At 68.5% G+C, this 24,144-nt stretch carries 20 protein-coding genes; 15 read left to right on the top strand and 5 right to left on the bottom strand.

Annotated elements, in window-relative coordinates:
• Position 1: 1 nt before the first annotated feature.
• Genes G524_RS0101445 through G524_RS0101415 form a run of 7 tightly spaced genes read left to right on the top strand, consistent with a single transcriptional unit; the run spans position 2 to position 8,949 of the window.
• Positions 2 to 1,648, top strand: coding sequence for a porin family protein (locus G524_RS0101445; protein WP_027442112.1), 1,647 nt, complete (start codon positions 2 to 4; stop codon positions 1,646 to 1,648).
• Between the two features lie 20 nt (positions 1,649 to 1,668).
• Complete coding sequence (locus tag G524_RS0101440) at positions 1,669 to 2,844, top strand: XrtA/PEP-CTERM system-associated ATPase (RefSeq protein WP_027442111.1); 1,176 nt, start codon at positions 1,669 to 1,671, stop codon at positions 2,842 to 2,844.
• Positions 2,845 to 2,846: 2 nt separating this feature from the next.
• Complete coding sequence (locus tag G524_RS0101435) at positions 2,847 to 3,761, top strand: XrtA system polysaccharide deacetylase (protein WP_245561255.1); 915 nt, start codon at positions 2,847 to 2,849, stop codon at positions 3,759 to 3,761.
• Positions 3,758 to 4,819, top strand: a complete 1,062-nt coding sequence (locus G524_RS0101430) for a FemAB family XrtA/PEP-CTERM system-associated protein (RefSeq protein WP_027442109.1) — start codon at positions 3,758 to 3,760, stop codon at positions 4,817 to 4,819. The genes G524_RS0101435 and G524_RS0101430 overlap by 4 nt, the downstream gene beginning before the upstream one ends.
• A complete protein-coding gene (locus tag G524_RS0101425) occupies positions 4,819 to 6,042 on the top strand; it encodes a TIGR03087 family PEP-CTERM/XrtA system glycosyltransferase (RefSeq protein WP_027442108.1) in 1,224 nt (407 codons plus the stop codon). Before G524_RS0101430 ends, G524_RS0101425 begins: the two co-directional genes overlap by 1 nt.
• Positions 6,032 to 7,039 (top strand): exosortase A, encoded by a 1,008-nt coding sequence (xrtA, locus tag G524_RS0101420; protein WP_084625001.1) that lies wholly within the window; start codon positions 6,032 to 6,034, stop codon positions 7,037 to 7,039. Before G524_RS0101425 ends, xrtA begins: the two co-directional genes overlap by 11 nt.
• 14 nt (positions 7,040 to 7,053) lie before the next feature.
• Complete coding sequence (locus tag G524_RS0101415) at positions 7,054 to 8,949, top strand: XrtA/PEP-CTERM system amidotransferase (RefSeq protein WP_027442106.1); 1,896 nt, start codon at positions 7,054 to 7,056, stop codon at positions 8,947 to 8,949.
• A gap of 6 nt (positions 8,950 to 8,955) precedes the next feature.
• Here G524_RS0101415 and zapE read toward each other — a convergent pair whose 3' ends face one another.
• Genes zapE through G524_RS0101400 form a run of 3 tightly spaced genes read right to left on the bottom strand, consistent with a single transcriptional unit; the run spans position 8,956 to position 11,380 of the window.
• Positions 8,956 to 10,074, bottom strand: a complete 1,119-nt coding sequence (zapE, locus tag G524_RS0101410; RefSeq protein WP_027442105.1) for a cell division protein ZapE — start codon at positions 10,072 to 10,074, stop codon at positions 8,956 to 8,958.
• Between the two features lie 7 nt (positions 10,075 to 10,081).
• A complete protein-coding gene (locus tag G524_RS0101405; protein WP_027442104.1) occupies positions 10,082 to 10,579 on the bottom strand; it encodes a PaaI family thioesterase in 498 nt (165 codons plus the stop codon).
• Positions 10,580 to 10,600: 21 nt separating this feature from the next.
• Complete coding sequence (locus G524_RS0101400) at positions 10,601 to 11,380, bottom strand: succinate dehydrogenase iron-sulfur subunit (RefSeq protein WP_027442103.1); 780 nt, start codon at positions 11,378 to 11,380, stop codon at positions 10,601 to 10,603.
• Positions 11,381 to 11,531: 151 nt separating this feature from the next.
• Here G524_RS0101400 and G524_RS0101395 point away from each other — a divergent pair, with 151 nt between their 5' ends.
• Positions 11,532 to 12,278: an SDR family NAD(P)-dependent oxidoreductase gene (locus tag G524_RS0101395; RefSeq protein ID WP_051220812.1), complete on the top strand. Its 747-nt coding sequence runs from the start codon at positions 11,532 to 11,534 to the stop codon at positions 12,276 to 12,278.
• On the opposite strand, the gene G524_RS0101390 is transcribed toward G524_RS0101395, so the two are convergent.
• On the bottom strand, positions 12,275 to 12,574 hold the full coding sequence (locus G524_RS0101390) for a hypothetical protein (protein ID WP_084625000.1): 300 nt from the start codon (positions 12,572 to 12,574) through the stop codon (positions 12,275 to 12,277). The genes G524_RS0101395 and G524_RS0101390 overlap by 4 nt on opposite strands.
• A gap of 88 nt (positions 12,575 to 12,662) precedes the next feature.
• On the opposite strand from G524_RS0101390, the gene G524_RS0101385 reads away from it, so the two are divergent.
• Positions 12,663 to 13,295, top strand: a complete 633-nt coding sequence (locus tag G524_RS0101385) for a class I SAM-dependent methyltransferase (RefSeq protein WP_027442100.1) — start codon at positions 12,663 to 12,665, stop codon at positions 13,293 to 13,295.
• Positions 13,296 to 13,440: 145 nt separating this feature from the next.
• Here G524_RS0101385 and G524_RS0101380 read toward each other — a convergent pair whose 3' ends face one another.
• Positions 13,441 to 16,170, bottom strand: a complete 2,730-nt coding sequence (locus G524_RS0101380; protein WP_027442099.1) for an Rne/Rng family ribonuclease — start codon at positions 16,168 to 16,170, stop codon at positions 13,441 to 13,443.
• Positions 16,171 to 16,600: 430 nt separating this feature from the next.
• Here G524_RS0101380 and G524_RS0101375 point away from each other — a divergent pair, with 430 nt between their 5' ends.
• The 6 genes from G524_RS0101375 (at position 16,601) to G524_RS0101350 (ending at position 24,129) form a co-directional block, all read left to right on the top strand.
• Entirely contained in the window at positions 16,601 to 17,494 is an 894-nt protein-coding gene (locus G524_RS0101375) for an N-acetylmuramoyl-L-alanine amidase family protein (RefSeq protein ID WP_027442098.1), read from the top strand.
• Between the two features lie 59 nt (positions 17,495 to 17,553).
• Entirely contained in the window at positions 17,554 to 20,073 is a 2,520-nt protein-coding gene (locus G524_RS0101370; protein ID WP_027442097.1) for a penicillin-binding protein 1A, read from the top strand.
• Between the two features lie 59 nt (positions 20,074 to 20,132).
• A complete protein-coding gene (locus G524_RS0101365) occupies positions 20,133 to 20,675 on the top strand; it encodes a peroxiredoxin (RefSeq protein ID WP_027442096.1) in 543 nt (180 codons plus the stop codon).
• Between the two features lie 94 nt (positions 20,676 to 20,769).
• Positions 20,770 to 21,897 carry a peptide chain release factor 2 gene (gene prfB / locus G524_RS0101360; protein ID WP_027442095.1) on the top strand — a complete coding sequence of 376 codons (1,128 nt, stop codon included), beginning with the start codon at positions 20,770 to 20,772 and terminating at the stop codon, positions 21,895 to 21,897.
• 3 nt (positions 21,898 to 21,900) lie between these two features.
• Positions 21,901 to 22,626 (top strand): class I SAM-dependent methyltransferase, encoded by a 726-nt coding sequence (locus tag G524_RS0101355; protein WP_027442094.1) that lies wholly within the window; start codon positions 21,901 to 21,903, stop codon positions 22,624 to 22,626.
• Positions 22,627 to 22,725: 99 nt separating this feature from the next.
• Positions 22,726 to 24,129 carry an NAD(P)H-dependent flavin oxidoreductase gene (locus G524_RS0101350; protein ID WP_027442093.1) on the top strand — a complete coding sequence of 468 codons (1,404 nt, stop codon included), beginning with the start codon at positions 22,726 to 22,728 and terminating at the stop codon, positions 24,127 to 24,129.
• Positions 24,130 to 24,144 lie beyond the last annotated feature (15 nt).

The following is a 24,144-nucleotide window of genomic DNA, read 5'->3' as shown; positions in this document are numbered from 1 at the left end:
CATGCGTGCCCGCATCCTTCAGCTTGGCACCCTGGCCGCGGCAGGCGCCGCGCTGGCCCTGTCGTCTGCGCCGGTGTGGGCGCAGGCCATGGGCGCGGGCGATGGGGCAGGCGCCCCGGCCCGCCGCGCCGGCGTGATCCAGCCTTATATCGAGGTCGCCCAGGTGCTCTCGGCCGAGATCGCCCCTGGCGATGACGTGCTCACCTTCACCCAGGTTGCCGTGGGCGTGGACATCAATGTGCAAGGCCGCAACAGTGGGGCGGCGGTCTCGCTTCGCTATGAGCGCAACATCGGCTGGGGCGAGGACAGCATCGACACCGACACGCTGAGCGGGATTGCCCGCGGCACGCTGGCGGTGATCCCCAATGCGCTCAGCCTCGAGGCCGGGGCGCTGGCGGCGCGCACCCGCGCCGATGGCGGGGGCGGGGCGAGCGCCAATCCGCTGGTGCGTGAGGATGCCGAAAGCCGCATCTACAGCCTCTATGCCGGGCCGAGCCTCAAGACCCAGGTCGGGCGGGTCGGCATCGAGGGCGTGGCCCGGGTCGGCTACAACCGCTTCGAGACCGACGCGGCGATCATCAACCCCCAGGGCGCGCTGGTCGATGCCTTCGATGACAGCGTCACCTATCTCGGGCAGCTGCGCGCCGGGGTGCGCGCCGGCGAAGTGTTGCCCGTGGGCCTTGCCGTGACCGCGGGCGGTTTTCAGGAGGATATCGGCAATCTCGACCAGCGGGTGCGCGATCTTTACGTGCGCGGCGATGTCACCGTGCCGCTCAGCCCCAGCCTCGCGCTGGTGGCGGGCGCGGGCTACGAGGACGTGCAGATCTCGAGCCGCGATGCGCTGCGCGATGCCAATGGCAACCCGGTGATCGGCAGCGATGGCCGCTTCGTCACCGATCCATCCTCGCCGCGCCGGATCGCCTTTGATGTCGATGGGTTGCTGTGGGACGTGGGGGTGCTCTGGCGCCCCTCCTCGCGCACCAACCTCGCCGCGGCGGTGGGGCGGCGCTATGATTCGACCACCTATTACGGCACCTTCACCTACACCCCCAATGCCCGCAGCGCGCTGGCGATCGCCGCCTATGACGGGGTGAGTGGCTTTGGCGGGGTGATCAACAATGCGCTCGCCGGGCTCGACAGCGATTTCGAGGCGATCCGCAACCCCGTCACCGGCGATTTCGGCGGCCTTGTCAGCGGCACCCAGGGTCAGGCGCTGGTCGGCAGCCTCGGCTCGGTGCGCTCGGCCGCCTTCCGCGGGCGCGGGGTGCGCGCCTCCTACCAGCGCCAGTTCGGGCGCACCACCGCAGCGCTTGGCGCGGGCTATGACCGTCGCACCTTCATCGCCGCGGCCGGCACCGCGCTGGCGCCCGCCGATGGGCTGACCGACGAGAGCTATTACGTGATCGGCGGGCTCACCCGCCAGCTCGGGGCCAATGCCAGCCTCACCACCAATGCCTATGTCAACTGGTTCGACGGGGCCGGCAACAATGACGTGACCGCGCTTGGCGCCTCGGCCGCCTACAGCCAGGCGATCACCCGCCGGCTCTCGGGCCGGGCGGCGCTGGCGGTCGACTATTTCGACAGCGAGTTCAACGCGCAGGACTTTGCCTATGCCACCGCGCTGGTGGGCCTGCGCTACGATTTCTAGCCGGGGGAGCCTCACGCCTCATGTACGAACAGTTCTACGGTTTCAGCGGCAGGCCCTTCCAGCTCACCCCTGATCCGCACTTCTATTTCGAAAGCGCCAGCCACAGGAAGGCGATGAGCTATCTCGGCTATGGGCTTGCCCAGGGCGAGGGCTTCATCGTCATCACCGGCGAGATCGGCGCGGGCAAATCGACCCTGGTGGCGCATCTGATGGAGCGCATCGATCCGGGTGCGCTTACCGTGGCCCAGGTGGTGACCAGCGCGCTTGACGGGGCCGAGATCGTCCATGTCGTTGCCCAGGCCTTTGGCCTTGCGGTCGAGGGCCACGACAAGGCCGCGGCCCTCGGCGCGATCGAGCGCTTCCTCCAGGACGAGGCGCGCGCCGGGCGGCGCTGTCTGCTGGTGGTCGACGAGTGCCAGAACCTTGATCTTGCCGCGCTCGAGGAGCTGCGGATGCTCTCCAACTTCCAGCTTGGTGCCCACCCGTTGCTGCAATGCCTGCTGCTCGGCCAGCCCGAGTTCCGGCGCACCCTTGCGCATCATCCGGGCCTCGAGCAATTGCGCCAGCGGATCATCGCCTCGCACCATCTCGAAGCGCTCGATGCTGGCGAAGTTGCCCATTACGTGCGCCACCGGCTGGCGCAGGTGGGCTGGCAGGGCCACCCGCGCTTTGCCGAAGGGCTGCTCGAGGCGCTCTATCGCCACACCGACGGGATACCGCGGCGGGTCAACCAGGTGATGAACCGGCTGCTGCTGCTCGGCGCGATCGAGGAGCGCGACGCGCTTGATAATGCCATGCTCGATGCCGTGATCGCCGAGATGAAGGCCGATCAGACCCGCGGCGCCGGGGGGGCGCGAAGCCATGCCGATCTGCGCGCCGCGCCCGAGGCCGCGCCAGCGCCCGCCGCGCCTGCGGCGGCGCCCGAGACCATGCCCACCGCCGAGGTCGCCGCGCTGCTGGCTGACCGCGACGCGCGCACCGCCGAGCTTGAGGCAGCGATCAGCGAATTGCAGGCCGCCGGCCGCGCCCAACCGGCCGGGGTGGGTGATGGCGTCGATGAGGAGGCCGAGGCGCGCCTTGGCACAGCGCTGGCGCGGATCGAGGCGCGGCTCGAGGAACAGGAGCAATCCTTCCGCCACGTGCTCACCATGCTGATCGAGTGGCTCGAGGATCGCCCCTCGCGCGAGGCGGCCTGACCATGATGGCACAAGCCGATGGTGCAGGTCAGCCGGCCATTCTCAACGGCCTGTCGGTCGATGTTGAGGACTGGTTTCAGGTCGGCGCCTTCGAGAACGTGATCGCCCGCGACGAGTGGGACAGCATCAAGACCCGCGTGGCCGACAATATCTATCGCGTGCTCGATCTTTTCGCCGAGGCCGAGGTGCACGCCACCTTCTTCACCCTTGGCTGGGTGGCGCAGCGCCATCCCGAGATGATCCGCCGCATCGCCGATGCGGGGCATGAACTGGCGAGCCACGGCTTTGACCATGCCCGGGTGTTCACCTTCACGCCGAAGGAATTTGCAGCGGATATCCGCAAGGCGCGCGCGGTGATCGAGGATTGCGCCGGGGTGGCGGTGCGCGGCTATCGCGCCCCCAGCTTCTCCATCGACCAGCGCACGCCCTGGGCCTTTGCCGAGCTTGCCGCGCAGGGTTATGCCTATTCCTCGAGCGTGGCCCCGGTGGTGCATGACCACTATGGCTGGCCCGAGGCGCCGCGCTTTGCCTTCCGTCCGCTGCCCTGGGCCGATCTTATCGAACTGCCCGTCACCACCGCCATGCTCGGCGGACGCCGGGTGGCGGCGGGGGGAGGGGGCTTCTTCCGGGTGCTGCCCTATGCCTTCTCGCGCTGGGCGATCCGCCAGGTCAACCGCCGCGAGGGCCGCCCGGCGATCTTCTATTTCCACCCTTGGGAGATCGATCCCGATCAGCCCCGCCTCAGCCACGCGCCGATGCGTGCGCGCCTGCGCCACTACACCGGCCTTGCGCAGATGGCGGGCAAGCTGAAGGCGCTCGTTCACGCCTTCCGCTGGGGGCGGATGGATCTGGTGGCGCATCGTGAGGCCGCGCGCCTTGCGGCAGAGACAGGCCAGATCACCGGAGTGGCGGCATGAACGCGCCGCTCGCCCTCGGCCACAGCGTGCGCGCGGCTGATCTTGCCGATGCCGCCACGCGTCGGCGGATCGAGGGCTTCGTGGCCGAAAAGGCGGGAAGCCTGTTCCACCGCCCGGCCTGGCTCATGGCGGTCGAGGCTGGCACCGGCCAGCGCGCCGCAGGCCTGGTGTGCGAGCGGCTCGGGGTGATCACCGGATGGCTGCCGCTCACCGAGGTGCGCTCGGCCCTGTTCGGCAAAGCACTGGTCTCGAGCGGCTTTGGCGTGGGCGGGGGGATCATCGCCGAAAGCGAGGCGGCCGCGCGGGCGCTCGCCAGCGCCGCCGAGGCGCGCGCCAGGGCCGACGGTTTTGCCACGATCGAGCTGCGCGGCGGGCCGATCCCCCAGGGCTGGGAGGCCTGGAGCGACCGGCATTGCGGCTTTGCCCGCCCGCTCGCGCCGAGCGACGAGGCCGAGCTTGCCGCCATCCCGCGCAAGGCCCGCGCCGAGGTGCGCAAGGGCCTTGCCATGGGCCACCGCATCACCATCGGGCGGGGTGCAGGCGATTTGGCCGCGCATTACGCCTGCTACAGCGCCAGCGTGCGCAATCTTGGCACCCCGGTGTTTCCGCGGCGGCTGTTTGCCGCCATGCTCGATGCCTTTGCCGAGGAGAGCGACATCCTCACCGTGTGGGCGGGGGAGCGGCCGCTGGCGAGCGTGCTCAGCTTCTATCACGCCGGCGCCGTGATGCCGTTCTGGGGCGGGGGCGTGTTTGCCGCCCGCGTGGCCCGGGCCAATGAGGTGATGTATTACGCCCTCATGGGCCATGCCCGCAGCCGGGGCATGGCGCGTTTCGATTTCGGCCGCTCCAAGACCGGCAGCGGCCCCTATCACTTCAAGAAGAACTGGGGCTTCGCGCCCGAACCGTTGACCTATGCCGCCTGGAGCGCGGCAGGCGCACCGGCGCGCCGGGCCGATCCCACCGATGCCGCCTATTCGCGCAAGATCGCGCTGTGGAAGAAGCTGCCGCTGCCGATCGCCAACACCCTGGGGCCGTGGATCGCGCGTGGGCTGGCGTGATGGGCGAGATCCTGTTTCTGGCCCACCGCGTGCCCTTTCCGCCCGACCGCGGCGATCGCATCCGCTCGCACCATCTCCTCCAGGCGCTCTCCCGCCTCGCCCCGGTGCATGTCGGCTGCTTTGCCGAGGGCCATGACCCTGCGGCCGAGGCCGCGCTGCGCGCCCTTGCTGCTTCGGCTTGCGTGGTGCGCCGGGCAAAGCCGCTGCTTCTTGCCGGGGCCGAGGCGGTGCTGACGGGAAGGCCGGTGAGCCTTGCCGCCTTTGCCAGCCGCCGCCTTGCCGCCTTCGTGCGCGCGACGCTGGCCGCACGCCCCATCAGCGCGATCGTGGTGTTCTCGGGCCAGATGGGCCAGTTCGTGCCCGATGATTATCCCGGCAGGGTGGTGGTTGACCTGTGCGATGTCGATAGCGCCAAGTTTGCCGCCTATGCCGCCGCGGGCGAGCGGGTGTGGCTCAACGCGCGCGAGGCGCGGTTGCTCGCCGCCGAGGAGGAGCGCCTCGGCCACCGCGCCCATGCCACCCTGCTGATTTCAGAGAACGAGGCAGCGCTCTATCGCAGCCGCCTGGACGCGCCCGGGAAGGTCAATATCCGGGTGATCGGCAATGGCATTGATGCGGCCCGTTTCGATCCCGCCGCAGCCCAGCCACATCCGGCACTTGCGCGCGCCCCGGGGCCGCATTTCGTCTTCACCGGACAGATGGACTATCGCCCCAACGAGCAAGCGGCGCTGTGGGTGATCGAAGCGCTCATGCCCCAGCTGCGCGCGCGCTGGCCCGAGGCGTGCTTTCACGTGGTCGGGCGCGCGCCCACGGCGCGGCTGCGCGCCGCAGCGGGCCAAGCGGGCGTGCGGGTATGGGGCGAGGTTCCCGATGTGCGCCCCTTCCTCGCCGCGGCCGATGCGGTGCTCGCCCCGCTGATGATCGCGCGCGGGGTGCAGAACAAGGTGCTCGAGGCCATGGCCATGGCCCGGCCCGTGGTGCTCACCCCCGAGGCGGCGACGGGAATTGCCGCGCGCGACGGGGTCCATTGGCTGGTCAGCCCCGCCGACCCCGTGGCGATGGTGGGGCGCATTGCCGACCTGCTTGCCGATCGCGAGGCTGCCGGGCGCCTCGGCGCGGCGGCGCGGCGCTTCGTGATCGCGGAGCACGGGTGGGAAGCCATGCTCGCCCCGCTTGCCGGCCTCGTCGGGATCGAAGGGGAGCGGGCGCGACATGCCGCCTGAGCCGCTCGCAACCGCGCCTGCCCCGGCGATGCTGGCCGCGCTGCCCGCCACCTGGCGCGCGCCGCTGGTCACGCTCGGCGCAGCCGTGCTGGCGCTCGTTGCCGCCACCGCCCCGAGCTGGGGCGAGATGCTCCACCAGTGGTGGAACATCGACACCTACAATCACCTGCTGCTCGTGCCCTTCATCGTCGCGTGGCTGGTGCGGCTCAAGGCCGGCGCGCTGGCGCGCCTTGCCCCGCAGCCCTTTGCCCCCGGCCTTGCATTGGTGGCAGCGGCGCTGGCGCTGTGGCTGATCGGGCGGGTAAGCGGCATCAACCTGCTCGCCCATGCCGGCGCGGTGGGCGCTCTCCAGGCCGCGGTGCTCACGCTCCTCGGCCTGCGCGCCAGCCTCACACTCGCCCTGCCGCTGGGCATGGGCGCCTTCCTCGTCCCCTTTGGCGATGAGATCATCCCGCCGCTGCAAGTGATCACGGCCAAGATCACCATTGCGCTCACCCATTGGAGCGGCATCCCCGCGCGGATCGAGGGGATCCACATCCACACCCCTGCCGGGCTGTTCATCGTGGCCGAGGCCTGTTCGGGGGTGAAGTTCCTGGTGGCGATGGTGACGCTCGGCGTGCTCGTCATCTTCACCCGTTTTGTGAGCTGGCAGCGGCGCGCGGCCTTCCTGATCGCCTGCTTGATCGTGCCGATTTTGGCCAATGGCGTGCGCGCCTGGGCGACGGTCTATGTCGCGCAGTTCATCGGCGCCGAGGCGGCAACCGGGTTCGATCACATCGTCTATGGCTGGGTGTTTTTCGCGCTCATCGTTGCCGGGCTGCTTGCCGCGGCCTGGCGCTGGTTCGAGCGCGAGCCTGAAACCTATGGCTGGCCGCCCGAGGCGCTGGCGCAGTGGGGCTGGCTCGCCCGGGCCGAGCGCATCACCCTGCCGCCCGCCGCCGGTGCGCTTGGCATTGCGGTGCTGGCCGCGATTGCCGCAGCGCTCGCCATGCTCTAGGCCCAGCACGCGCGATGTGCGGAATTGCCGGGATCTTCCATGCCGAAACCCCCAAGCCGGTTGATCCCGCGCGCCTCGTGCGCATGTGCGATGCGCTCGCCCACCGCGGGCCGGACGGCTCGGGGGTGTGGACCGATCACGGGGTAGGGCTCGGTCACCGGCGCCTCTCGATCATCGATCTGGCCGGATCGCCCCAGCCGATGGCCTCGGCCGATGGCCGCGCGGTGATCGTCTTCAACGGCGAGATCTACAATTTCCGCGCCCTGCGCCGCGAACTCGAAGCGGCGGGCCATGTGTTCCGCACCAGCGGCGATACCGAGGTGATCCTTGCCGCCTGGCAGCAATGGGGCACGGATTGCCTTGCGCGGCTCGATGGCATGTTCGCCTTTGCCCTGTTCGACCGCGAAAAGCGCCAATTGCTGCTTGCGCGCGACCGCTTTGGGGTCAAGCCGCTCTACACCGCAGCGCTTTCCGATGGCAGCATTGCCTTTGCCTCCGAACTCAAGGGCCTGCTCGCCCACCCGCTGCTGCGCCGGCGTTTGAGCCCGCAGGCGATCGAGGCCTATCTGGCCTGGGGCTATGTACCCGATAGCCACGCCATCCTTGCCGGGGTGGAAAAGCTCCCCGCCGGGCATTTCCGCCTGCTCACCCAGGGCAAGGTGCCCCCGCCGCCGCAGCGCTGGTGGGAGATTTCCTTTGCCGAGCGCGAGACCGGCAGCACCGCCGATCTTTCGGCCCGGCTCGTCCACCTGCTGCGCGAGGCGGTGCAGGCGCGCATGGTTGCCGATGTGCCGCTTGGCGCTTTCCTCTCGGGCGGGGTCGATTCCTCCGCTGTCGTCGCGCTGATGGCCGAGGCGAGTGCCGCCCCAGTGCAGACCTATTCGATCGGCTTTGATGTCGCTGCCTATGACGAGACCTCCCATGCCCGGCAGGTCGCGGCGCGCTTTGGCGCCGATCATGCCGAGCGGATCGTTGCCACCAATGATTTCGCCGCGATCGATAGGCTCGCCGCGATCTTCGATGAGCCCTTTGCCGATGCCTCGGCGCTGCCCACCCTGCGGGTGTGCGAGCTGGCGCGCGAGCGGGTGACGGTGGCGCTCTCGGGCGACGGGGCGGACGAGGCCTTTGCCGGCTATCGCCGCCAGGTGTTCCACCATCATGAGGAGCGCCTGCGCGCGCTGCTGCCCGCGGGGTTGCGGGCCGGGGTATTCGGCACGCTCGGGCGCGTCTGGCCCAAGGCCGATTGGGCGCCGCGCCCGCTGCGCGCCAAGACCACGCTGCTCGCGCTCGCCGAAAGCGGCGAGGAAGCCTATGCTCGGGCGCTGGCGATCACGCCGCCCGAGCAGCGCCGCGCGCTCTATACCGACAGCTTTGTCGCTGAGCTTGGCGGCTTTCGCGCCGAGGATGAACTCGTGGCGCTGATGCGCGCTGCGCCGGCGCGTTCGGGGCTCGACCGGGCGCAATATGCCGATCTGGCCTTTTGGCTACCGGGCGATATCCTCACCAAGATCGACCGCACCAGCATGGCGGTGAGCCTCGAGGCGCGCGAGCCGCTGCTCGATCATCGCCTTGTTGCCTTTGCCGCGCGCCTGCCCGAGCGCGAAAGGGTGCGCGGCACCATCGGCAAGGCGCTGCTCAAGCACACGCTCACGCGCTATCTGCCCCACGAGGTGCTTTACCGGCCCAAGCAGGGCTTTGTCACCCCGATCGCCGAGTGGCTCAAGGGGCCGCTCGCCGGCGCGGCGCGGGGGATCGCCAGCGGCGGGCTGGCGCAGACCGGCATGTTCAAGCCCGAGGCGATCGCCGCCATGGCCGAGGCGCATATCGCCGGGCGGGCCGACCATGCTCGTAGCCTGTGGCAATTGCTGATGTTGGAAAGGGCGCTCGCGCGGCTTGGCCCTGCGGCCTAGGCGCACCTAGTCTTGCGCCCCGTGGCCGAGCGCCATGTAGCTGTCGGACTGCATTTCCTTGAGCCGGCTCACCGTGCGGGCAAACTCGAAGGCGCCATCGCCTTCGGGATAGAGCGCCTCGGGCGCGGCGGCGGCGGTGGCAAAGAGCTTGACCCGGTGCTCGTAGAGCGCATCGATCAGCTTGGTGAAGCGGATCGCCTCGTTGCGCTGCTCCGGCCCCATGCGCGGGATGCCAACAAGGATCACGGTGTGGAAGGCGCGGGCGATGGCAAGATAATCGGCCGCGCCGCGGTTTTCGCCGCACAGCTTCCTGAAGCTGAACACACCCACGCCCTTGAGGCTCTTGGGCACGTGGAGCACCCGCCCGCCGCCAAGATCGAGCGCGCCCGAAGGCACGTGGGCGGCATCCTCTGGCGCGAAATCGGTGAGCCGGAAGAAGGCCTCGCGCACCTGCGCGGTGGCGGCATCGCCAAGCGGCGTGTGCCAGGTGGCAAGACCCCCGATCCGCTCGAGCCGGTAGTCGGTCGGGCCGTTGAGGCTGAGCACATCCATCTCGCGCTCGACCAGCTCGATGAAGGGCACGAACAGCGAGCGGTTGAGCCCGTCCTTGTAAAGATCGCGTGGGGGGCGGTTCGAGGTGGTGACGATCACCGTGCCGCTTGCCATCAGCGCGGTGAAGAAGCGCCCCATGATCGCGGCATCGGCGGTGTTGGTGACGACCAGCTCGTCAAAGGCAAGGCAGGCAAGGCCGCGCCCCATCTCCTGCGCGACGCTGGTGAGCGGATCGGCAATGCGCCCCTCGCGCGCCGCGGCAATGCGCCGATCGACCTCTAGCATAAAGGCATGGAAGTGGACGCGGCGCTTGGCGGCAATGCCGAGGGTCTCGACGAAAAGGTCCATCAGCATCGATTTGCCACGCCCGACGCCGCCCCACAAATAGATGCCGCGCGGGGGCGGGGCGGGCTTGCGGCCGAGCAACCTGCCGACGAAGCCGGGGGGGGCAGGCGGGGCCTCGAGCGCGCCCTGCAACGCGGCCAGCCTTTCGGCGGCGGCACGCTGGTCGGCATCGGGGCGCAATTCGCCGCTGGCGATGAGCGCGTCATAGCGGGAGATGAGGCCTGGCATCGGCGCCTCAGGCGCGCGCGCGCATCTTGCGCACGATGCCCGAATAGGCGGCGATCACGTCCTCACCGCCATCGGCGCGGGGCTGGGTGGCAAAGCCGCGCAGGAACAGCATCCGCCCGGTCTCGCGCACGATCTCGCTCACCGCATCGAGCGGGCGGGTGGGATCGCCCGCGCCGACGAACTGGGTGGATAGCTCGACCGTCACCGAAGGCCCGGCCTCGCCGCTGCCGTTGATGTGCATCGCCGCAAACAGGGCAATGTCGATCAGCCCCAGCGTCACCGCCCCGTGGATATTGTCGCCAAGATTGGTGTGCCGCCGTTCAGGGAACATGCGCAGGCGACACTTGTCGCCCTCGCGCCGCACCCGCATCTCGCCCAGCACCGCGGTGTTGAAGCGAGTGCGATCAACGAGGTTCCAGGTGAACCAGCCCTCTTCGCCGCCACATTCCTCGGGCGCGAGCGGGCGATATTCAAAGGGCAGCGCCCGCTCGCCGACATCTGCCATGAGCCAGCCCCGCGCCGCGGCTCAGATGGCCCGCTCGGCCAGCATCTTCTTGGTCTCGGCAATCGCCTTGGCGGGCGAGAGGCCCTTGGGGCAGACATTGGCGCAGTTCATGATGGTGTGGCACCGATAGAGCCGGAACGGATCCTCGAGCGCATCGAGCCGCTCGCCGGTCATCTCGTCGCGGCTGTCGGCAAGCCAGCGATAGGCCTGGAGCAGGATCGCGGGGCCAAGGAATTTGTCCGAGTTCCACCAATAGGACGGGCACGAGGTCGAGCAGCAGGCGCACAGGATGCACTCGTAAAGCCCGTCGAGCTTCTCGCGCTGCTCGGGGCTCTGCAGCCGCTCCTTGCCCGAGGGCGCGGGGGTGACGGTCTGCAGCCACGGGCGGATCGAGGCATATTGGGCATAGAAATGGGTGAAATCGGGAACGAGATCCTTGATCACGTCCATGTGCGGCAGCGGGGTGATGCGGATCTCGCCCTTCAAGTCCTCGATCGCGGTGGTGCAGGCAAGGCCGTTCTTGCCATTGATGTTCATCGCGCACGAGCCGCAGATGCCCTCGCGGCACGAGCGGCGGAAGGTCAGCGTCGGGTCGATCTCGTTCTTGATCTTGAACAGCGCGTCCAGGACCATCGGCCCGCATTCATCGAGATTGATCTCGAACCGGTCATAGCGGGGGTTTTCCCCGCTGTCGGGATCGTAGCGGTAGATCTTGAACGCCTTCACCCGCCCGCCGCTGGCCTTGTGCACCTTGCCGGCGGGGTTGATCTTCGAGTTCTTGGGGAGAGTGAAGGTCGCCATTGATTGATCCCTGTGCCTGACGCGGCCCTGTTTAGCGCGATTGGCGGGGCGCGCAAGCGGGGGGTGTTGCAGCCTTTTTAACAGGGGTTGAACCGCGCACAGCAAGCGCCGGGCAAGGGAACCCCGGGGCCGCCCAGGCGCTTTGGCCAGCATGGACGAGACAACCAATGCCCCGCGCGCCGTGCCGCGCACGGCCTGCGTGTTCGGCGCCTCGGGCGGGATCGGCAAGGCCTTGTGCGAGAAGCTGGCGGCGCTTGGCTGCGAGCGGATTTACGCCGGATCGCGCCGCGGCGCTGCGCCGACAGGATCAGCCTTCACGCCCTTCGCCTTCGATCTCAATGACGAGGTGAGCATCGCCGCGGCGGCAGCGATGATGAAGGACGATCCGCCCGAATGGGTGATCGTGGCGAGCGGGGTGCTCACCCTTGCCGATGGCACCGGGCCGGAGCGCACCTACAAGCGGCTCGATCCACGAGTGATGGCCGAGGTCTTTGCGCTCAACACCATTGGCCCGGCGCTCATTGCCAAGCATTGCCTTGCTCTCATGCCGCGCAGCCGGCCTTTCGTTTTCGCTGCGCTCAGCGCCCGGGTCGGCTCGATCAGCGACAATCGCCTTGGCGGGTGGCATTCCTACCGCGCCAGCAAGGCCGCGCTCAACATGCTGATCCGCAATTTCGCGATCGAGATGGCCCGCACCCACCCGCAAGGGATCGTCGTGGGGCTGCACCCGGGCACGGTCGACAGCGCGCTCTCGCGCCCGTTCCAGGCGGGGCTTGCCCCGGGGCAGTTGACCGCGCCCGAGCTTGCCGCCGAGAGGCTGATTGGTGTGCTCGCAGGGCTGAGCCCGGAACAATCGGGCCGGGTGTTCGACTGGCGCGGCGCCGAAGTGCCGGCCTAGTCAAACAAATCCACGGCGAGATGGGCCCAGATGGTGAGGAATATCAGCACCGCCATCAGCCCCGCACCGATCCGCCAGCGCGGCGTCTCGAACAGGTGCAGGGCGGCCTCGATCCCCGCGCACAGCCCTGCGAGCAACAGGGCAAAGACGGCAAAATCCTCAGGCCCCCAGCGCACCTCGGCGCTCATCACCATCGCCAGCGCCGGAAAGGCAAGAAGCAGCGCCGCGCCGAGCCAGAGCATCGGGTGGAGGCGCAGCCGGCGCTTGGGATTGGGGGCGGTGTTGAGGGTCATCATGGCACTCCCCGGCACGAAGCGGTTTGGCAAGGGAGGCGAGATATGCCACGCATGGGCCCGGCGCGATAGGGGCATTGAGGAGCGCGTGATGGGGCTCAAGGATTGGTACGAGGCGCGGATCATGCCGCGGCTGATCACCTGCGCCTGTAGCCAGCCTAAGGTGATGAAACGCCGCGCCGAAGTCGTGCCGCGCGCCCGCGGCGATGTCTTTGAGCTGGGCTGCGGGGGCGGGATCAACCAGGCTTTCTATGATCCGGCGGCGATCACCACCTATGCCGGGATCGACCCGCACGCCGGCCTGCTCGATGGCGCGCGCGCAGCAGCACAGCGCAAGGGCTGGGCGGCAGACATCCGCGAGGGGCGAGGCGAGGCGATCCCCTTTGCCGATGCCAGCTTCGATTGCGTGGTGTGCACCTTTACGCTGTGCTCCGTGGAAGATCCGGCGCAGGTGATGCGCGAGCTGCGCCGCATCCTGCGCCCCGGCGGCGAGGTGCTGTTCCTCGAACATGGCCGCGCGCCCGATGCCGGCGTGCGGCGCTGGCAGGAGCGCATCGAACCCTTGTGGAAGCGCCTTGCCGGGGGCTGCCACCTTACCCGCCCGATCGCAAGCGCGCTCGCACACGCGGGCTTTGTCGTCGAGCGTCTGGGGGAGGGCTATACGCCCAAGGCCCCGCGGATCGCGGGCTGGATGGAATGGGGGGTGGCGCGCAAGGCCGGCTGACAGGGTGTGCCTTGCCCGCGCAGGCACCTGCAGCGCTTGCGTCCCGGCGCGATTGGCGAACAGCAGGGCGGCTTGCGCGCCCGCCAAGTGAACGCGGGCAGGAAGGGCCAGGCCTTCCCGCCCGCTTTACTTTTGTCCGTGAGGCCTATTCCCCGAAGGTGCGTTGCCACCAGCCGCGGCGCGGCTTGGGTTCAGGTTGGGGTTCAGGCTGGGGTTCAGGCTGGGGCTCGGGCTGAGTCTCAGGCTCGGGCGCAGCCGGGGCTTCGGCCTGCGGCGCCTCGGCCGGTTCGACCGACTCAGCCGGGCTGGCGGCGGCGGTTTCCACCGCTCCGTTCTCGGCCTCGGCAGCCTTGGCCTTGCGCGGCGCGCGCTTGCGCTTGGGCTTCTCCTCGGCAGGCGGGGCGGCTTCCTCGGCGACTTCGGCGGGCTCGGCAGGCGCGGCTTCGGCCCCGGCTTCGCGTGCCGTCTCATCGGCGACGGCGGCCTTGGTCTTGCGCGGCGCACGCTTGCGCTTGGGCTTTTCCGCCGCCGCCTCGCCTTCATCGGCCGGGCCGGCGGGCGTCACCTCCTCGGGCGCAGGGGCATCGGCAGCAGGTGCGGGGGCTTCCTCACCGCCCGCACGCGTCTCCTCGCCATCCTGCTCCTCGCTGGTGGACACCTCTCCGGCCTCGCGCCGCTTGCGCCCGCGTCCGCCGCGGCGGCGCTTCTTCTTGGGGCGCGCCTCGCTGTCCGCGGCGCTCTCATCGCCTGCCGCCTCGGCCGCATCGGCATCGCCTGTTTTGGCCTCGCCCGCGGCAACCTCGTGCGCGCTGCCTTCGTCACTCTCGCGGTTGCGGCCACGCCCACCGCGGCGCCGGCGGCGCTTCTTCTTGCGCCCGCCGCCGTCCTCGTCATCCTGCCGCGCGGCGGATGCATCCGCGGCCTCCTCGGCGGCCTCGTCCTCCTCCTCGGAGAGCTCGTCGTCGTCCTCGTCGATAATCGGCGCGAATTTCGGGGCCTGGAGCGGGCGCGGCCCCAGGCTCGTGATGCTCATCTTCGCGCCTTCCTGCTCGCCCTCGGGCACCACCTCGACGCTGACGCCGTAGCGCTGCTCGATCTCGATGAGGTCGGCGCGCTTCTCGTTGAGGAGGTAGATCGCCGCCTCGGTGCTGGCGGCAAGGCGGATGCGCGTGCCCTTGCCCTTGGCCGCCTCGTCCTCGATCAGCCGCAGCGCCGACAGCCCGGCCGAGGAGGCGGTGCGCACCAGGCCCGTGCCATCGCAGTGCGGGCAGGGGCGGGTGGTCGCCTCGAGCACCCCGGTGCGCAGCCGCTGGCGGCTCATCTCCATCAGCCCGAAGGAACTGATGCGGCCCACCTGGATACGCGCCCGGTCGTTCTTGAGCGCCTCCTTCATCGCCTTCTCGACCTTGCGGACGTTGGAAGGATATTCCATGTCGATAAAGTCGATCACGATCAGCCCGGCCATGTCGCGCAGCCGCAGCTGGCGGGCGATTTCCTTGGCGGCCTCGAGATTGGTGTTGAGCGCGGTCTGCTCGATATTGTGTTCCTTGGTCGACCTGCCTGAGTTGATGTCGATCGAGACCAGCGCTTCGGTGGGGTTGATGATGATGTAACCACCGCTCTTGAGCTGCACCATCGGATCATACATCGCGCGCAGCTGGTCCTCGGCGCCATAGCGCTGGAACAGCGGCACCGGATCGGAATAGGCCTTCACCCGCCGTGCGTGGCTCGGCATCAGCAGCTTCATGAAGGCCTTGGCCGACTTGTAGCCCTCCTCGCCCTCGACCACCACTTCCTCGATATCGCGGTGATAGATGTCGCGGATCGCGCGCTTGATGAGATCGCTGTCGGAATGAATGAGCGCAGGGGCGGTGGAGGCGAGGGTCTTCTCGCGGATCTCGTCCCACAGCCGCGCAAGATAGTCGAAATCGCGCTTGATCTCGGGTTTGGTGCGGCTCATCCCGGCGGTGCGGACGATAAGGCCCATGGTCTTGGGCAGTTTGAGATCAGCGACCATTTCCTTCAGCCGCTTGCGATCGGCGGCCGAGCTGATCTTGCGGCTGATCCCGCCGCCGCTGGTGCTGTTGGGCATCAGCACGGTGTAGCGCCCGGCGAGGCTCAGATAGGTGGTGAGCGCGGCGCCCTTGTTGCCGCGTTCCTCCTTGACCACCTGCACCAGCAGCACCTGGCGGCGCTGGATTACGTCCTGGATCTTGTAGCGGCGGCGAAGCTCCAGCCGCCGGGCCCGCAGTTCATCAACCAGCTTGGCGCGGCTGCGGCTCTTTTCGCTGGCCTTCTCGCCGCCCTTGCCCTGGCGCCGGCGCCCGCGGCGCGCACGGGGCTGCTCATCGCCCTCATCGCTCTCGGCGCCTTCGGCCTCACTCTCCTCAGCCGTCTCGTCCTCGTCGGAAACCCCGTCCTCGAGTGTGGCTACCTCGTCCTTGTCCGAGGTGTCGACTTCCTCGACCCCGTTTTCGGCCAGATCCTCGGCCAGCGCCTCACCGCTGTCGTCGGCAGCGTCATATTCGGCGCCCGGCGCGATGCCCTCGGCCTCCTCCTCGGCGCGCAGCCGCTCCTCCTCGGCCGCGGCCTCGGCATCGGCCGCAAGCAGCGCCTCGCGATCGGCCTTGGGGATTTGGTAGTAATCAGGGTGGATTTCGCTGAAGGCGAGAAAGCCGTGGCGGTTGCCGCCGAAATCGACAAAGGCCGCCTGCAGCGAAGGTTCGACCCGGGTTACCTTGGCAAGATAGATATTGCCCTTGATCTGCTTGTGTTCGGCAGATTCGAAATCGAATTCCTCAATCCGGTTGCCCTGCAGAACCGCCACCCGGGTTTCTTCCGGGTGGCGCGCATCGATAAGCATGCGCGTTGCCATTCAATCGTCTCCATGCGCCCGGCCGGGCCCGCATCGGGGCCGCAGGGGGGCGCGCATTGTGGGGTGAACCGGCGCGCCGCGCGGGCGTGCCGGAAGGGAGTGCCGCGCTCGACCGGCCGGGGCCGGCAAGTGCGAAGCCTGTGTCTGCAGTAGCAGGCGTGCGGCACGGCGCCGCGCCTTGGCCCGCACCCGCGCCCGCGCGCGCCGGGCGCCGGGTGCATGGAAGCGGGGAAAGACATCCTGTCACTGCATCAACCTGTATTCGAGCCGCTGCCCGGGGAAGAATTGGGCGATGGGGCGGGAAAGACGGACGGTGGGGACGCGTGGGTGCGCCTTGGTGCGGCCTTTCAATCTCATGCGCTAGCATTGTGGGACAAACCCCGCAACTCTCTTGCGCTTGGCCCGCACAAAACCGTAAGCGCCGCTCGTAATGAGCCTGCGCAGCCTTGCCCTCATCGTGCTGCTGGTGCCGCTGGCTGTGTTCGGCGCGGCCGGGCTGATGGGTTGGCGCGTGCCGGTGCCCGTCTGGGGGCGCGATTATGTGGTGCACGTGGCGCTGGGCGCCGCGCGCGCGCCGCTGGTGCTGCCCCCGGTCGAAGGGCCGGCCGATCCCTCCCGCCCGCTGGTGGTGATCGATGCCGGGCACGGCGGGCGCGATCCCGGCGCGATCGGCACCGATGCGGCAGGGCGCCGGGTTGCCGAGAAGGACATTACCCTTGCGCTCGCCCAGGCGCTGCGCGCCGAGCTGTTGCGCGGCGGCGGGATTCGCGTGGCGCTCACCCGCGCGGATGACCGCATCCTGCCGCTCGCCCACCGGCCCGAGATCGCCCGGCGGCTCGAGGCCGATCTGTTCGTCTCGATCCACGCCGATTCCGCCGGAGACAAGGCCGAGGTGGGGGGGGCGAGCATCTACACCCTGTCCGAGGCCGCCTCGAGCGAGGCGGCGGCGCGCTTTGCCGCGCGCGAGAACGATGCCGACCGGCTCAACGGCATCGCCATTGCCGGCACCAGCCCGGCGGTGAGCGCGATCCTCGTCGAATTGTCGCAGCAGCGCACGCAGGAAGCTGCGCTTACCTTTGCCGATTTGGTGCTGCGCGAGGGCGGGAGCGCGATCGCCTTCCATCCCCAGCCGCAGCGCAGCGCCGCGCTCGCCGTGCTGCGCGCCCCCGATGTGCCCTCCGTCCTGTTCGAGAGCGGCTTTGTCACCAACACCACGGATCGTGCGCGGCTGACCACGCCCGAGGGCCGCGCTGCCTATGCCGCGGCGCTGGCGCGGGCGATAAGGGTCTTTCTTGCGCGCGAGGCGGCCCGGGCACCGGGCTAAGGCGATGGGAAAGCGGCTAGCCTTCAGGCCTGCGTCCATGCTAGGGGCGCGCGGCGCGCATGAGTGAAGCCTCCGCCCCTTCCGAAGCCCTCGGCCTTTGGGCCTATCTGCGCTACCGGGTGAACCGTGATCTGCGCGGGGCAGGGGCGTGGTTTGTCGCGCGCTGGCGTGCGAGCCGCCTGTTCCGCCTCGGCGCGATCGCGCTGGGGCTGGGCTTGAGCCTGTGGATCGCTCTGTTCGTATGGCTGGCGAGCGATCTGCCCGAGGCCGAGGCGCTGCTCACCTATGAAACCCCGCTGCCCACGGTGGTGCGCGGCGTGGATGGCGAGATCGTCCACTCCTATGCGCGCGAGCGGCGGGTGCAGCTCCAATATGCCGATTTTCCCCCGAAGCTGATCGAGGCCTTCCTCGCCGCGGAAGACAAGAACTTCTTCAGCCACGGCGGGATCGACTATCTTGGCACGCTCAACGCCGTGTTCGACTATGCCCGCAAGCTCGGCTCGGGCGAGCGCGCGGTGGGCGGCTCGACCATCACCCAGCAGGTCGCCAAGAACCTGCTGCTTGGCGATGAATACTCGATCACCCGCAAGCTCAAGGAGATGATCCTTGCCGGGCGCATAGAGGCGGTGCTGACCAAGCAGGAGATCCTCGAGCTTTATCTCAACGAGATCCCGCTCGGGCGGCGCAGCTTCGGGGTGCAGGCCGCCGCGCGCGCCTATTTCGACAAGGATGTGGGCGATCTGGCGCTGCACGAGATGGCCTTCCTTGCCACCCTGCCCAAGGCGCCCGAGCGCTATGGCCGCAAGGGGCAGGAAAAGGCCGCCTATGCCCGGCGCGCCTTCGTGCTCGATCAGATGGCGTCCAATGGCTTCATCACCGAGGCCGAGCGGCGCGAGGCTGCGGCCAAGCCGCTCGGCCTTGTCACCCAGCGCCAGGAGCGCAGCGTCGATGCCGGCTATTTCCTCGAGGAGGTGCGGCGTGAGCTGATCGAGCGCTTCGGCGAGACTGCCGAGGATGGGCCCAATTCGGTCTATGCCGGGGGGCTGTGGGTGCGCACCTCGCTCGATCCCGAGATCCAGCGCGCCGCCCGCGATGCCCTGCGCGAGGGCCTGTTGCGCTATCACGGCGCGCGCGGATGGGCCGGGCCGATTGCCACCATCGATGTGCGCCGCGGCGATTGGGCGCGTCAGCTCCAAAGTTCGCCGCTCGGCATCAGCTACAAGGACTGGCGCGTCGGCGTGGTCACCAGCCGCAGCGGGCCGAGCGCGCGGATCGGCTTTGCCGATGGCAGCGAGGCGCCGCTCACGGGCCTGCCCGATCGCCTGAAGGCAGGCGACGTGATCGCCGCCAGCCCAGCCGGCAATGCCTGGCAGGTGCGCACCATTCCCGAGGCGCAAGGCGCGCTGGTGGTGGAGCAGGCGCAGACCGGGCGGGTGCTGGCGATGCAGGGCGGGTTCGATCACCGCTTGTCGGACTTCAACCGCGCCACCCAGGCGCTGCGCCAGCCCGGCTCGACGATCAAGCCCTTCGTCTATGCCGCGGGGCTCGATTCCGGAATGACGCCTTCGACCCAGATCGACAATTCGCGCTTCTGTTATTACCAGGGCGCAGGCCTCGGCGAGAAATGCATCCGCGGCGGGCGCGGCGGGCAGTTCCCGATGCGCTATGGCCTTGAACAGTCGCAGAACATCATGACCGTGCAGATCGGCATGAGCGCCGGCATGGCCAATGTCGTGAAAGAGATCGAGAAGGTCGGGATCGGCAAGTTCCCGCCCTATCCCTCGACCGCATTGGGCGCCGGCGAGACAACGCTGATCAAGATGGTTGCCGCCTATGGCGCGCTCGCCAATCACGGGCGGCTCAACCCGCCGACGGTGATCGACTATGTCCAGGACCGGCGCGGCAAGGTGCTCTGGCGCGCGGACACGCGCGAGTGCCGCGGCTGCAACATGGCCAAGTGGGATGGCAAGCCGATGCCGCGCCTGGGCATGCGCGGGGTGCAGGCGATGGATGCGCGCACCGCCTTCCAGGTGATGCACATGCTGCGCGGCGCGGTGAGCCGCGGCACCGCCACAGTGCTCAATTCGCTCGGCCTGCCGCTGTTCGGCAAGACCGGCACCACCACCGGCCCCAAGGACGTGTGGTTCATCGGCGGCACCCAGGCGATGATCGCCGGGGCCTATGTCGGCTTCGATCGCCCGCGCAACATGGGCGGCTATGCCTATGGCGGCACGATTGCCGCGCCGATCGTGAAAAGCCTGATCGAGAAGACCCGTTCGCGCTGGTCCGATCTGCCGCCGGTGGCGCCCTATGGGGTGCGCATGGTGCGGGTCGATCGGCGCTCGGGCAAGCGCGTGTTCGAGGGCTGGCCGAGCGATGATCCCAAGTCGGCGATCATCTGGGAGGCCTTCAAGCCCGATACCGAGCCCGAACGCTTCACCCGCCAGGATGCGATCGCGGCCAAGCGCAACGAGATCATCGCCCTCATCCGCGCCGGACGGCGCAACGCCGAAAACGCGGTGGTCGATGCCGAGGAGGAGCCGATCGACGATATCGGCCTCGATCCGGCAGGGCTTTAAAGTTCGGGCCTGAAGATTTCGACAAGGAACCGGCGGCAGGTGTTGCGGGTTGGGCGGGTATGATCAGGCCTCTGAAAAACCTCACCGCCGCGCTTGTGTCCGGAGCGCTTGCGCTCATTTCCGCCCCCGCCGCTGCCGAACTCGCCGAAGGGGCAACAGCGCCGGTCTTTGCCACCCGGGCGGCGCTCAAGGGCAAGGAATTCGGCTTTGCCCTGCGCGCCGCGCTCGCCAAGGGACCGGTGGTGCTCTATTTCTACCCCAAGGCCTTCACCCAGGGCTGCACGCTCGAGGCCAATGCCTTTGCCGAGGCCATGCCCCGCTTCAAGGCCGCAGGGGCAAGCGTGATCGGCATGTCGGCCGACGATATCGAGACCTTGAAGCGCTTCAGCCGGGAGGAATGCCGCGATGCGTTTCCGGTGGGGGTGGCGAGCCGGAAGATCATCGCCGCCTATGACGTGGGCATGGGCACTTCGGGCCTGGCGCGGCGCACCTCCTATGTGATCGACCGCGATGGCCGGGTGGTGCTGGTCCATTCCGATCCCGACTATCGCAGCCATGTCGAAAAGACCCTCGCCGCGGTGCGCAGGCTGGCGAAGAAGTAGCCGCACGGCGGCCAGCCCGGCGCGGCGCTTTACAATCGCGCCGCCAACGCTAAGCGGGGCCGCCTGATCAGCTTGCGGATGCGAAGGAAGACCCATGCGGGCCGAGGCCCAGACCTATGTCAACCGGATCGAGGCGGCGCTGGCGCTGGTGCGCCAATCGCTCGACTGGGAACGCGCGCTCAGGCGCCTCGATGAACTGAGCGCGCGGGTGCAGGATCCGGCGCTCTGGGACAACCCCAAGCAGGCCCAGGCGATAACCCGCGAGCACAAGCGGCTCGAGACCGCGATCGGCACGGTCAACGAGATCGCCGCCGAGATGGCCGATGCGATCGAGTTCATCGAGCTGGGCGAGGCCGAGGGTGAGGAGAGCATCATCGCCGAGGGGCTTGCCACGCTTGCGCGCCTCGCCGAGCGCGCCGATGCCGACAAGGTGCAGGCGCTGCTTTCGGGCGAGGCCGATGCCAACGACACATATCTTGAAATCCACGCCGGGGCGGGTGGCACCGAAAGCCAGGACTGGGCCGAGATGCTGCTGCGCATGTATGTCCGTTGGGCCGAGCGGCGCGGCTTCAAGGTCGAGACGGTGGAATACCAGGCGGGCGAGCAGGCCGGGATCAAGTCGGCAACGCTGCTGATCAAGGGCGAGAACGCTTATGGCTATGCCAAGACTGAAAGCGGGGTGCACCGGCTCGTCCGCATCAGCCCCTATGACAGCTCGGCCCGGCGCCACACCAGCTTTTCGAGCGTCTGGGTCTATCCGGTGATCGACGATAGCTTCGAGGTGGAGATCAACCCGGCCGACCTCAAGATCGACACCTACCGCGCTTCGGGCGCGGGTGGGCAGCACGTCAACACCACCGATTCGGCGGTGCGCATCACCCATGTGCCCACCGGCATCGTGGTGGCGAGCCAGCAGGATCGCAGCCAGCACAAGAACCGCGAGATCGCCATGAACATGCTCAAGGCGCGGCTCTACGAGGCCGAGATGCGCGCGCGCGAGGAAGCCGCCAATGCCGAGCACGCCTCCAAGAGCGATATTGGCTGGGGCCACCAGATCCGCTCCTATGTGCTCCAGCCCTACCAGATGGTGAAGGACCTGCGCACCGGGGTGGTCTCGACCTCGCCCAATGACGTGCTCGACGGGGCGATCGATCCCTTCATCTCGGCCGCGCTTGCCCAAAGGGTGACGGGCGAGAAGGTCGAGATCGAGGATGTCGAATAGGCCATGGGCACGCGGGGCCTTGCTCTGCTGATGGCGGTGCTGGCGCCGCTCATTGCCGGCTGCGATGCGGTGGTTCCGGTCGCGGCCGAGCGGCCCGAAAGCGCGCTCAGCTTTCCCCGGCCGAGCCGCCCGGTGGTGCGGGTGGTTGCGAACGAGTTTTCCAACGAGGATGACCGCGACGAGCGCGGCGAGGCCAAGGTGGTGATGGACCTTGCTGATATCCGCCCCGGCATGACCGTGGCCGATATCGGCGCGGGCGAGGGCTATTACACCGTGCGCCTTGCCGAAAGGGTGGGCCCCGAAGGCCGGGTGCTGGCGCAGGACATCAGCCGCGAAGCGCTCGAGCGGCTCGGGCGCCGGGTCGAGCGCGAGCGGCTCGAGAACATCTCGATCAAGCTCGGCCAGCCGGACGATCCGCAGTTGCCGCCGGACAGTTTTGACCGCATCTTCATGGTGCACATGTATCACGAGGTGAGCGAGCCCTATGCCTTCCTCTGGCGGCTGTGGCCGGCACTGGCGACGGGCGGGCAGATCATCGTGGTAGAAAGCGAGCGCCCGGTGGGTGAGCACGGGCTGCCGCACGGCCTCTTGTTCTGCGAGTTCGAGGCGGTGGGCTACGTGCTCGCCGAATATATCGAGCGGCCCGATATCCAGGGCTATTATGCCCGCTTCGAGCGTGGCAAGGCGCGCACCGCGCCCGAGGCGATCAAGGTGTGCAGCGCCGATTGAGGCCGTCTGGGGCGCAAGGTTGCGATGCGCGGCGGCGCGCATTATGGCAAAAACCGGAAAGTGCGCGCGGGGCGGCTCTCGCGCTGAAGGGGATCATAATTGTTCAAGGGACTTAGCCCGATCCTTTACGGCGGGCGCGAAGTTTGGCCTTTGGTTGAGGGCGGCAAGGGCGTTTCGGCCACCAATCATGCAAGCTCTGGCGCCTGGGCGGCTGCGGGGGGCATCGGCACGGTCAGCGCCGTCAACGCCGACAGCTATGATGCCGACGGCAATGTCATCCCGCAGATCTATCATGGTCGCACCCGCGAGGAGCGCCACCAGGAGCTGATCCGCTATGCCATCGAGGGCGCGGTCACCCAGGTGAAGAAGGCCTACGAGATCGCCAGCGGCAGGGGCGCGATCAACATTAACGTGCTGTGGGAAATGGGTGGCGCCCAGGCGGTGCTCGAAGGCGTGCTCGAGCGCACCCGTGGGCTGGTTGCAGGCGTTACCTGCGGGGCGGGAATGCCCTACAAGCTGGCCGAGATCGCCGCGCGCTTCAACGTCAATTATCTGCCGATCGTCAGTTCCGCCCGAGCTTTCAGGGCCTTGTGGAAGCGCTCCTACCATAAGGTTGCCGAGCTGATGGCGGCGGTGGTCTATGAGGATCCCTGGCTCGCCGGCGGGCACAATGGCCTTTCCAACGCCGAGGACCCGACCAAGCCCGAGGATCCTTATCCCCGGGTCAAGCTGCTGCGCGAGACCATGCGCGCCGAAGGCGTGAGCGAGAGCGTGCCGATCGTGATGGCCGGCGGGGTGTGGTATCTGCGCGAATGGAACGACTGGATCGACAATCCCGAGCTGGGCAGCATTGCCTTCCAGTTCGGCACTCGCCCGCTGCTAACCAAGGAAAGCCCGATCCCGCAGGTGTGGAAGGATATGCTGCGCAATGTCGAGCCGGGCGACGTGCTCCTGCACAAGTTCTCGCCCACCGGCTTCTATTCGAGCGCGGTCAAGACCCCGTTCCTCTATGACCTGATGCACCGCTCTGAGCGCCAGATCGCCTTCTTCAAACGCGGCGAGCAGGAGGGCACGGTGCCGCTCGGCGAGGAGGGCAAGGCGCGGAGCTTCTGGGTGTGGCCCGAGGACAAGGCGCGGGCCGAGCTGTGGATGCGTGCCGGGCATACCGAGCCGTTGAAGACTCCGGACGGTACGCTCGTCTTCGTCACCCCGGAAACCCGCGAGACCATCCGCAAGGACCAGCAGGACTGCATGGGCTGCCTGTCGCACTGCCAGTTTTCGAGCTGGAAGGATCACGACGACTTCACCACCGGGCGGCTTGCCGATCCGCGCAGCTTCTGCATCCAGAAGACCCTGCAGGACATTGCCCACGGCGCCGATCCCGCCCGCAACCTCGCCTTTGCCGGCCATGCGGCCTATCGCTTCAAGACCGATCCCTTCTTCTCTAACGGCTACACGCCGAGCGTGAAGGAGCTGGTGGAGCGGATTTTGACGGGGGATTGAGGCGCGGTCGCCGCC

The sequence above is a fragment of the Erythrobacter cryptus DSM 12079 genome (genome assembly GCF_000422985.1).
GTDB classification, from domain to species: Bacteria; Pseudomonadota; Alphaproteobacteria; order Sphingomonadales; family Sphingomonadaceae; genus Erythrobacter; species Erythrobacter cryptus.
Note: the sequence above shows the minus strand (reverse complement) of the source record. Positions and strands in the feature narration are given on the sequence as shown.

Bases quoted from the DNA above. Each gene is read 5' to 3' on its own strand.
- G524_RS0101445 (WP_027442112.1), top strand. From the start codon at position 2: ATGCGTGCCCGCATCCTTCAGCTTGGCACCCTGGCCGCGGCAGGCGCC.
- G524_RS0101440 (WP_027442111.1), top strand. From the start codon at position 1,669: ATGTACGAACAGTTCTACGGTTTCAGCGGCAGGCCCTTCCAGCTCACC.
- G524_RS0101435 (WP_245561255.1), top strand. From the start codon at position 2,847: ATGATGGCACAAGCCGATGGTGCAGGTCAGCCGGCCATTCTCAACGGC.
- G524_RS0101430 (WP_027442109.1), top strand. From the start codon at position 3,758: ATGAACGCGCCGCTCGCCCTCGGCCACAGCGTGCGCGCGGCTGATCTT.
- G524_RS0101425 (WP_027442108.1), top strand. From the start codon at position 4,819: ATGGGCGAGATCCTGTTTCTGGCCCACCGCGTGCCCTTTCCGCCCGAC.
- xrtA (WP_084625001.1), top strand. From the start codon at position 6,032: ATGCCGCCTGAGCCGCTCGCAACCGCGCCTGCCCCGGCGATGCTGGCC.
- G524_RS0101415 (WP_027442106.1), top strand. From the start codon at position 7,054: ATGTGCGGAATTGCCGGGATCTTCCATGCCGAAACCCCCAAGCCGGTT.
- zapE (WP_027442105.1), bottom strand. From the start codon at position 10,074: ATGCCAGGCCTCATCTCCCGCTATGACGCGCTCATCGCCAGCGGCGAA.
- G524_RS0101405 (WP_027442104.1), bottom strand. From the start codon at position 10,579: ATGGCAGATGTCGGCGAGCGGGCGCTGCCCTTTGAATATCGCCCGCTC.
- G524_RS0101400 (WP_027442103.1), bottom strand. From the start codon at position 11,380: ATGGCGACCTTCACTCTCCCCAAGAACTCGAAGATCAACCCCGCCGGC.
- G524_RS0101395 (WP_051220812.1), top strand. From the start codon at position 11,532: ATGGACGAGACAACCAATGCCCCGCGCGCCGTGCCGCGCACGGCCTGC.
- G524_RS0101390 (WP_084625000.1), bottom strand. From the start codon at position 12,574: ATGATGACCCTCAACACCGCCCCCAATCCCAAGCGCCGGCTGCGCCTC.
- G524_RS0101385 (WP_027442100.1), top strand. From the start codon at position 12,663: ATGGGGCTCAAGGATTGGTACGAGGCGCGGATCATGCCGCGGCTGATC.
- G524_RS0101380 (WP_027442099.1), bottom strand. From the start codon at position 16,170: ATGGCAACGCGCATGCTTATCGATGCGCGCCACCCGGAAGAAACCCGG.
- G524_RS0101375 (WP_027442098.1), top strand. From the start codon at position 16,601: ATGAGCCTGCGCAGCCTTGCCCTCATCGTGCTGCTGGTGCCGCTGGCT.
- G524_RS0101370 (WP_027442097.1), top strand. From the start codon at position 17,554: ATGAGTGAAGCCTCCGCCCCTTCCGAAGCCCTCGGCCTTTGGGCCTAT.
- G524_RS0101365 (WP_027442096.1), top strand. From the start codon at position 20,133: ATGATCAGGCCTCTGAAAAACCTCACCGCCGCGCTTGTGTCCGGAGCG.
- prfB (WP_027442095.1), top strand. From the start codon at position 20,770: ATGCGGGCCGAGGCCCAGACCTATGTCAACCGGATCGAGGCGGCGCTG.
- G524_RS0101355 (WP_027442094.1), top strand. From the start codon at position 21,901: ATGGGCACGCGGGGCCTTGCTCTGCTGATGGCGGTGCTGGCGCCGCTC.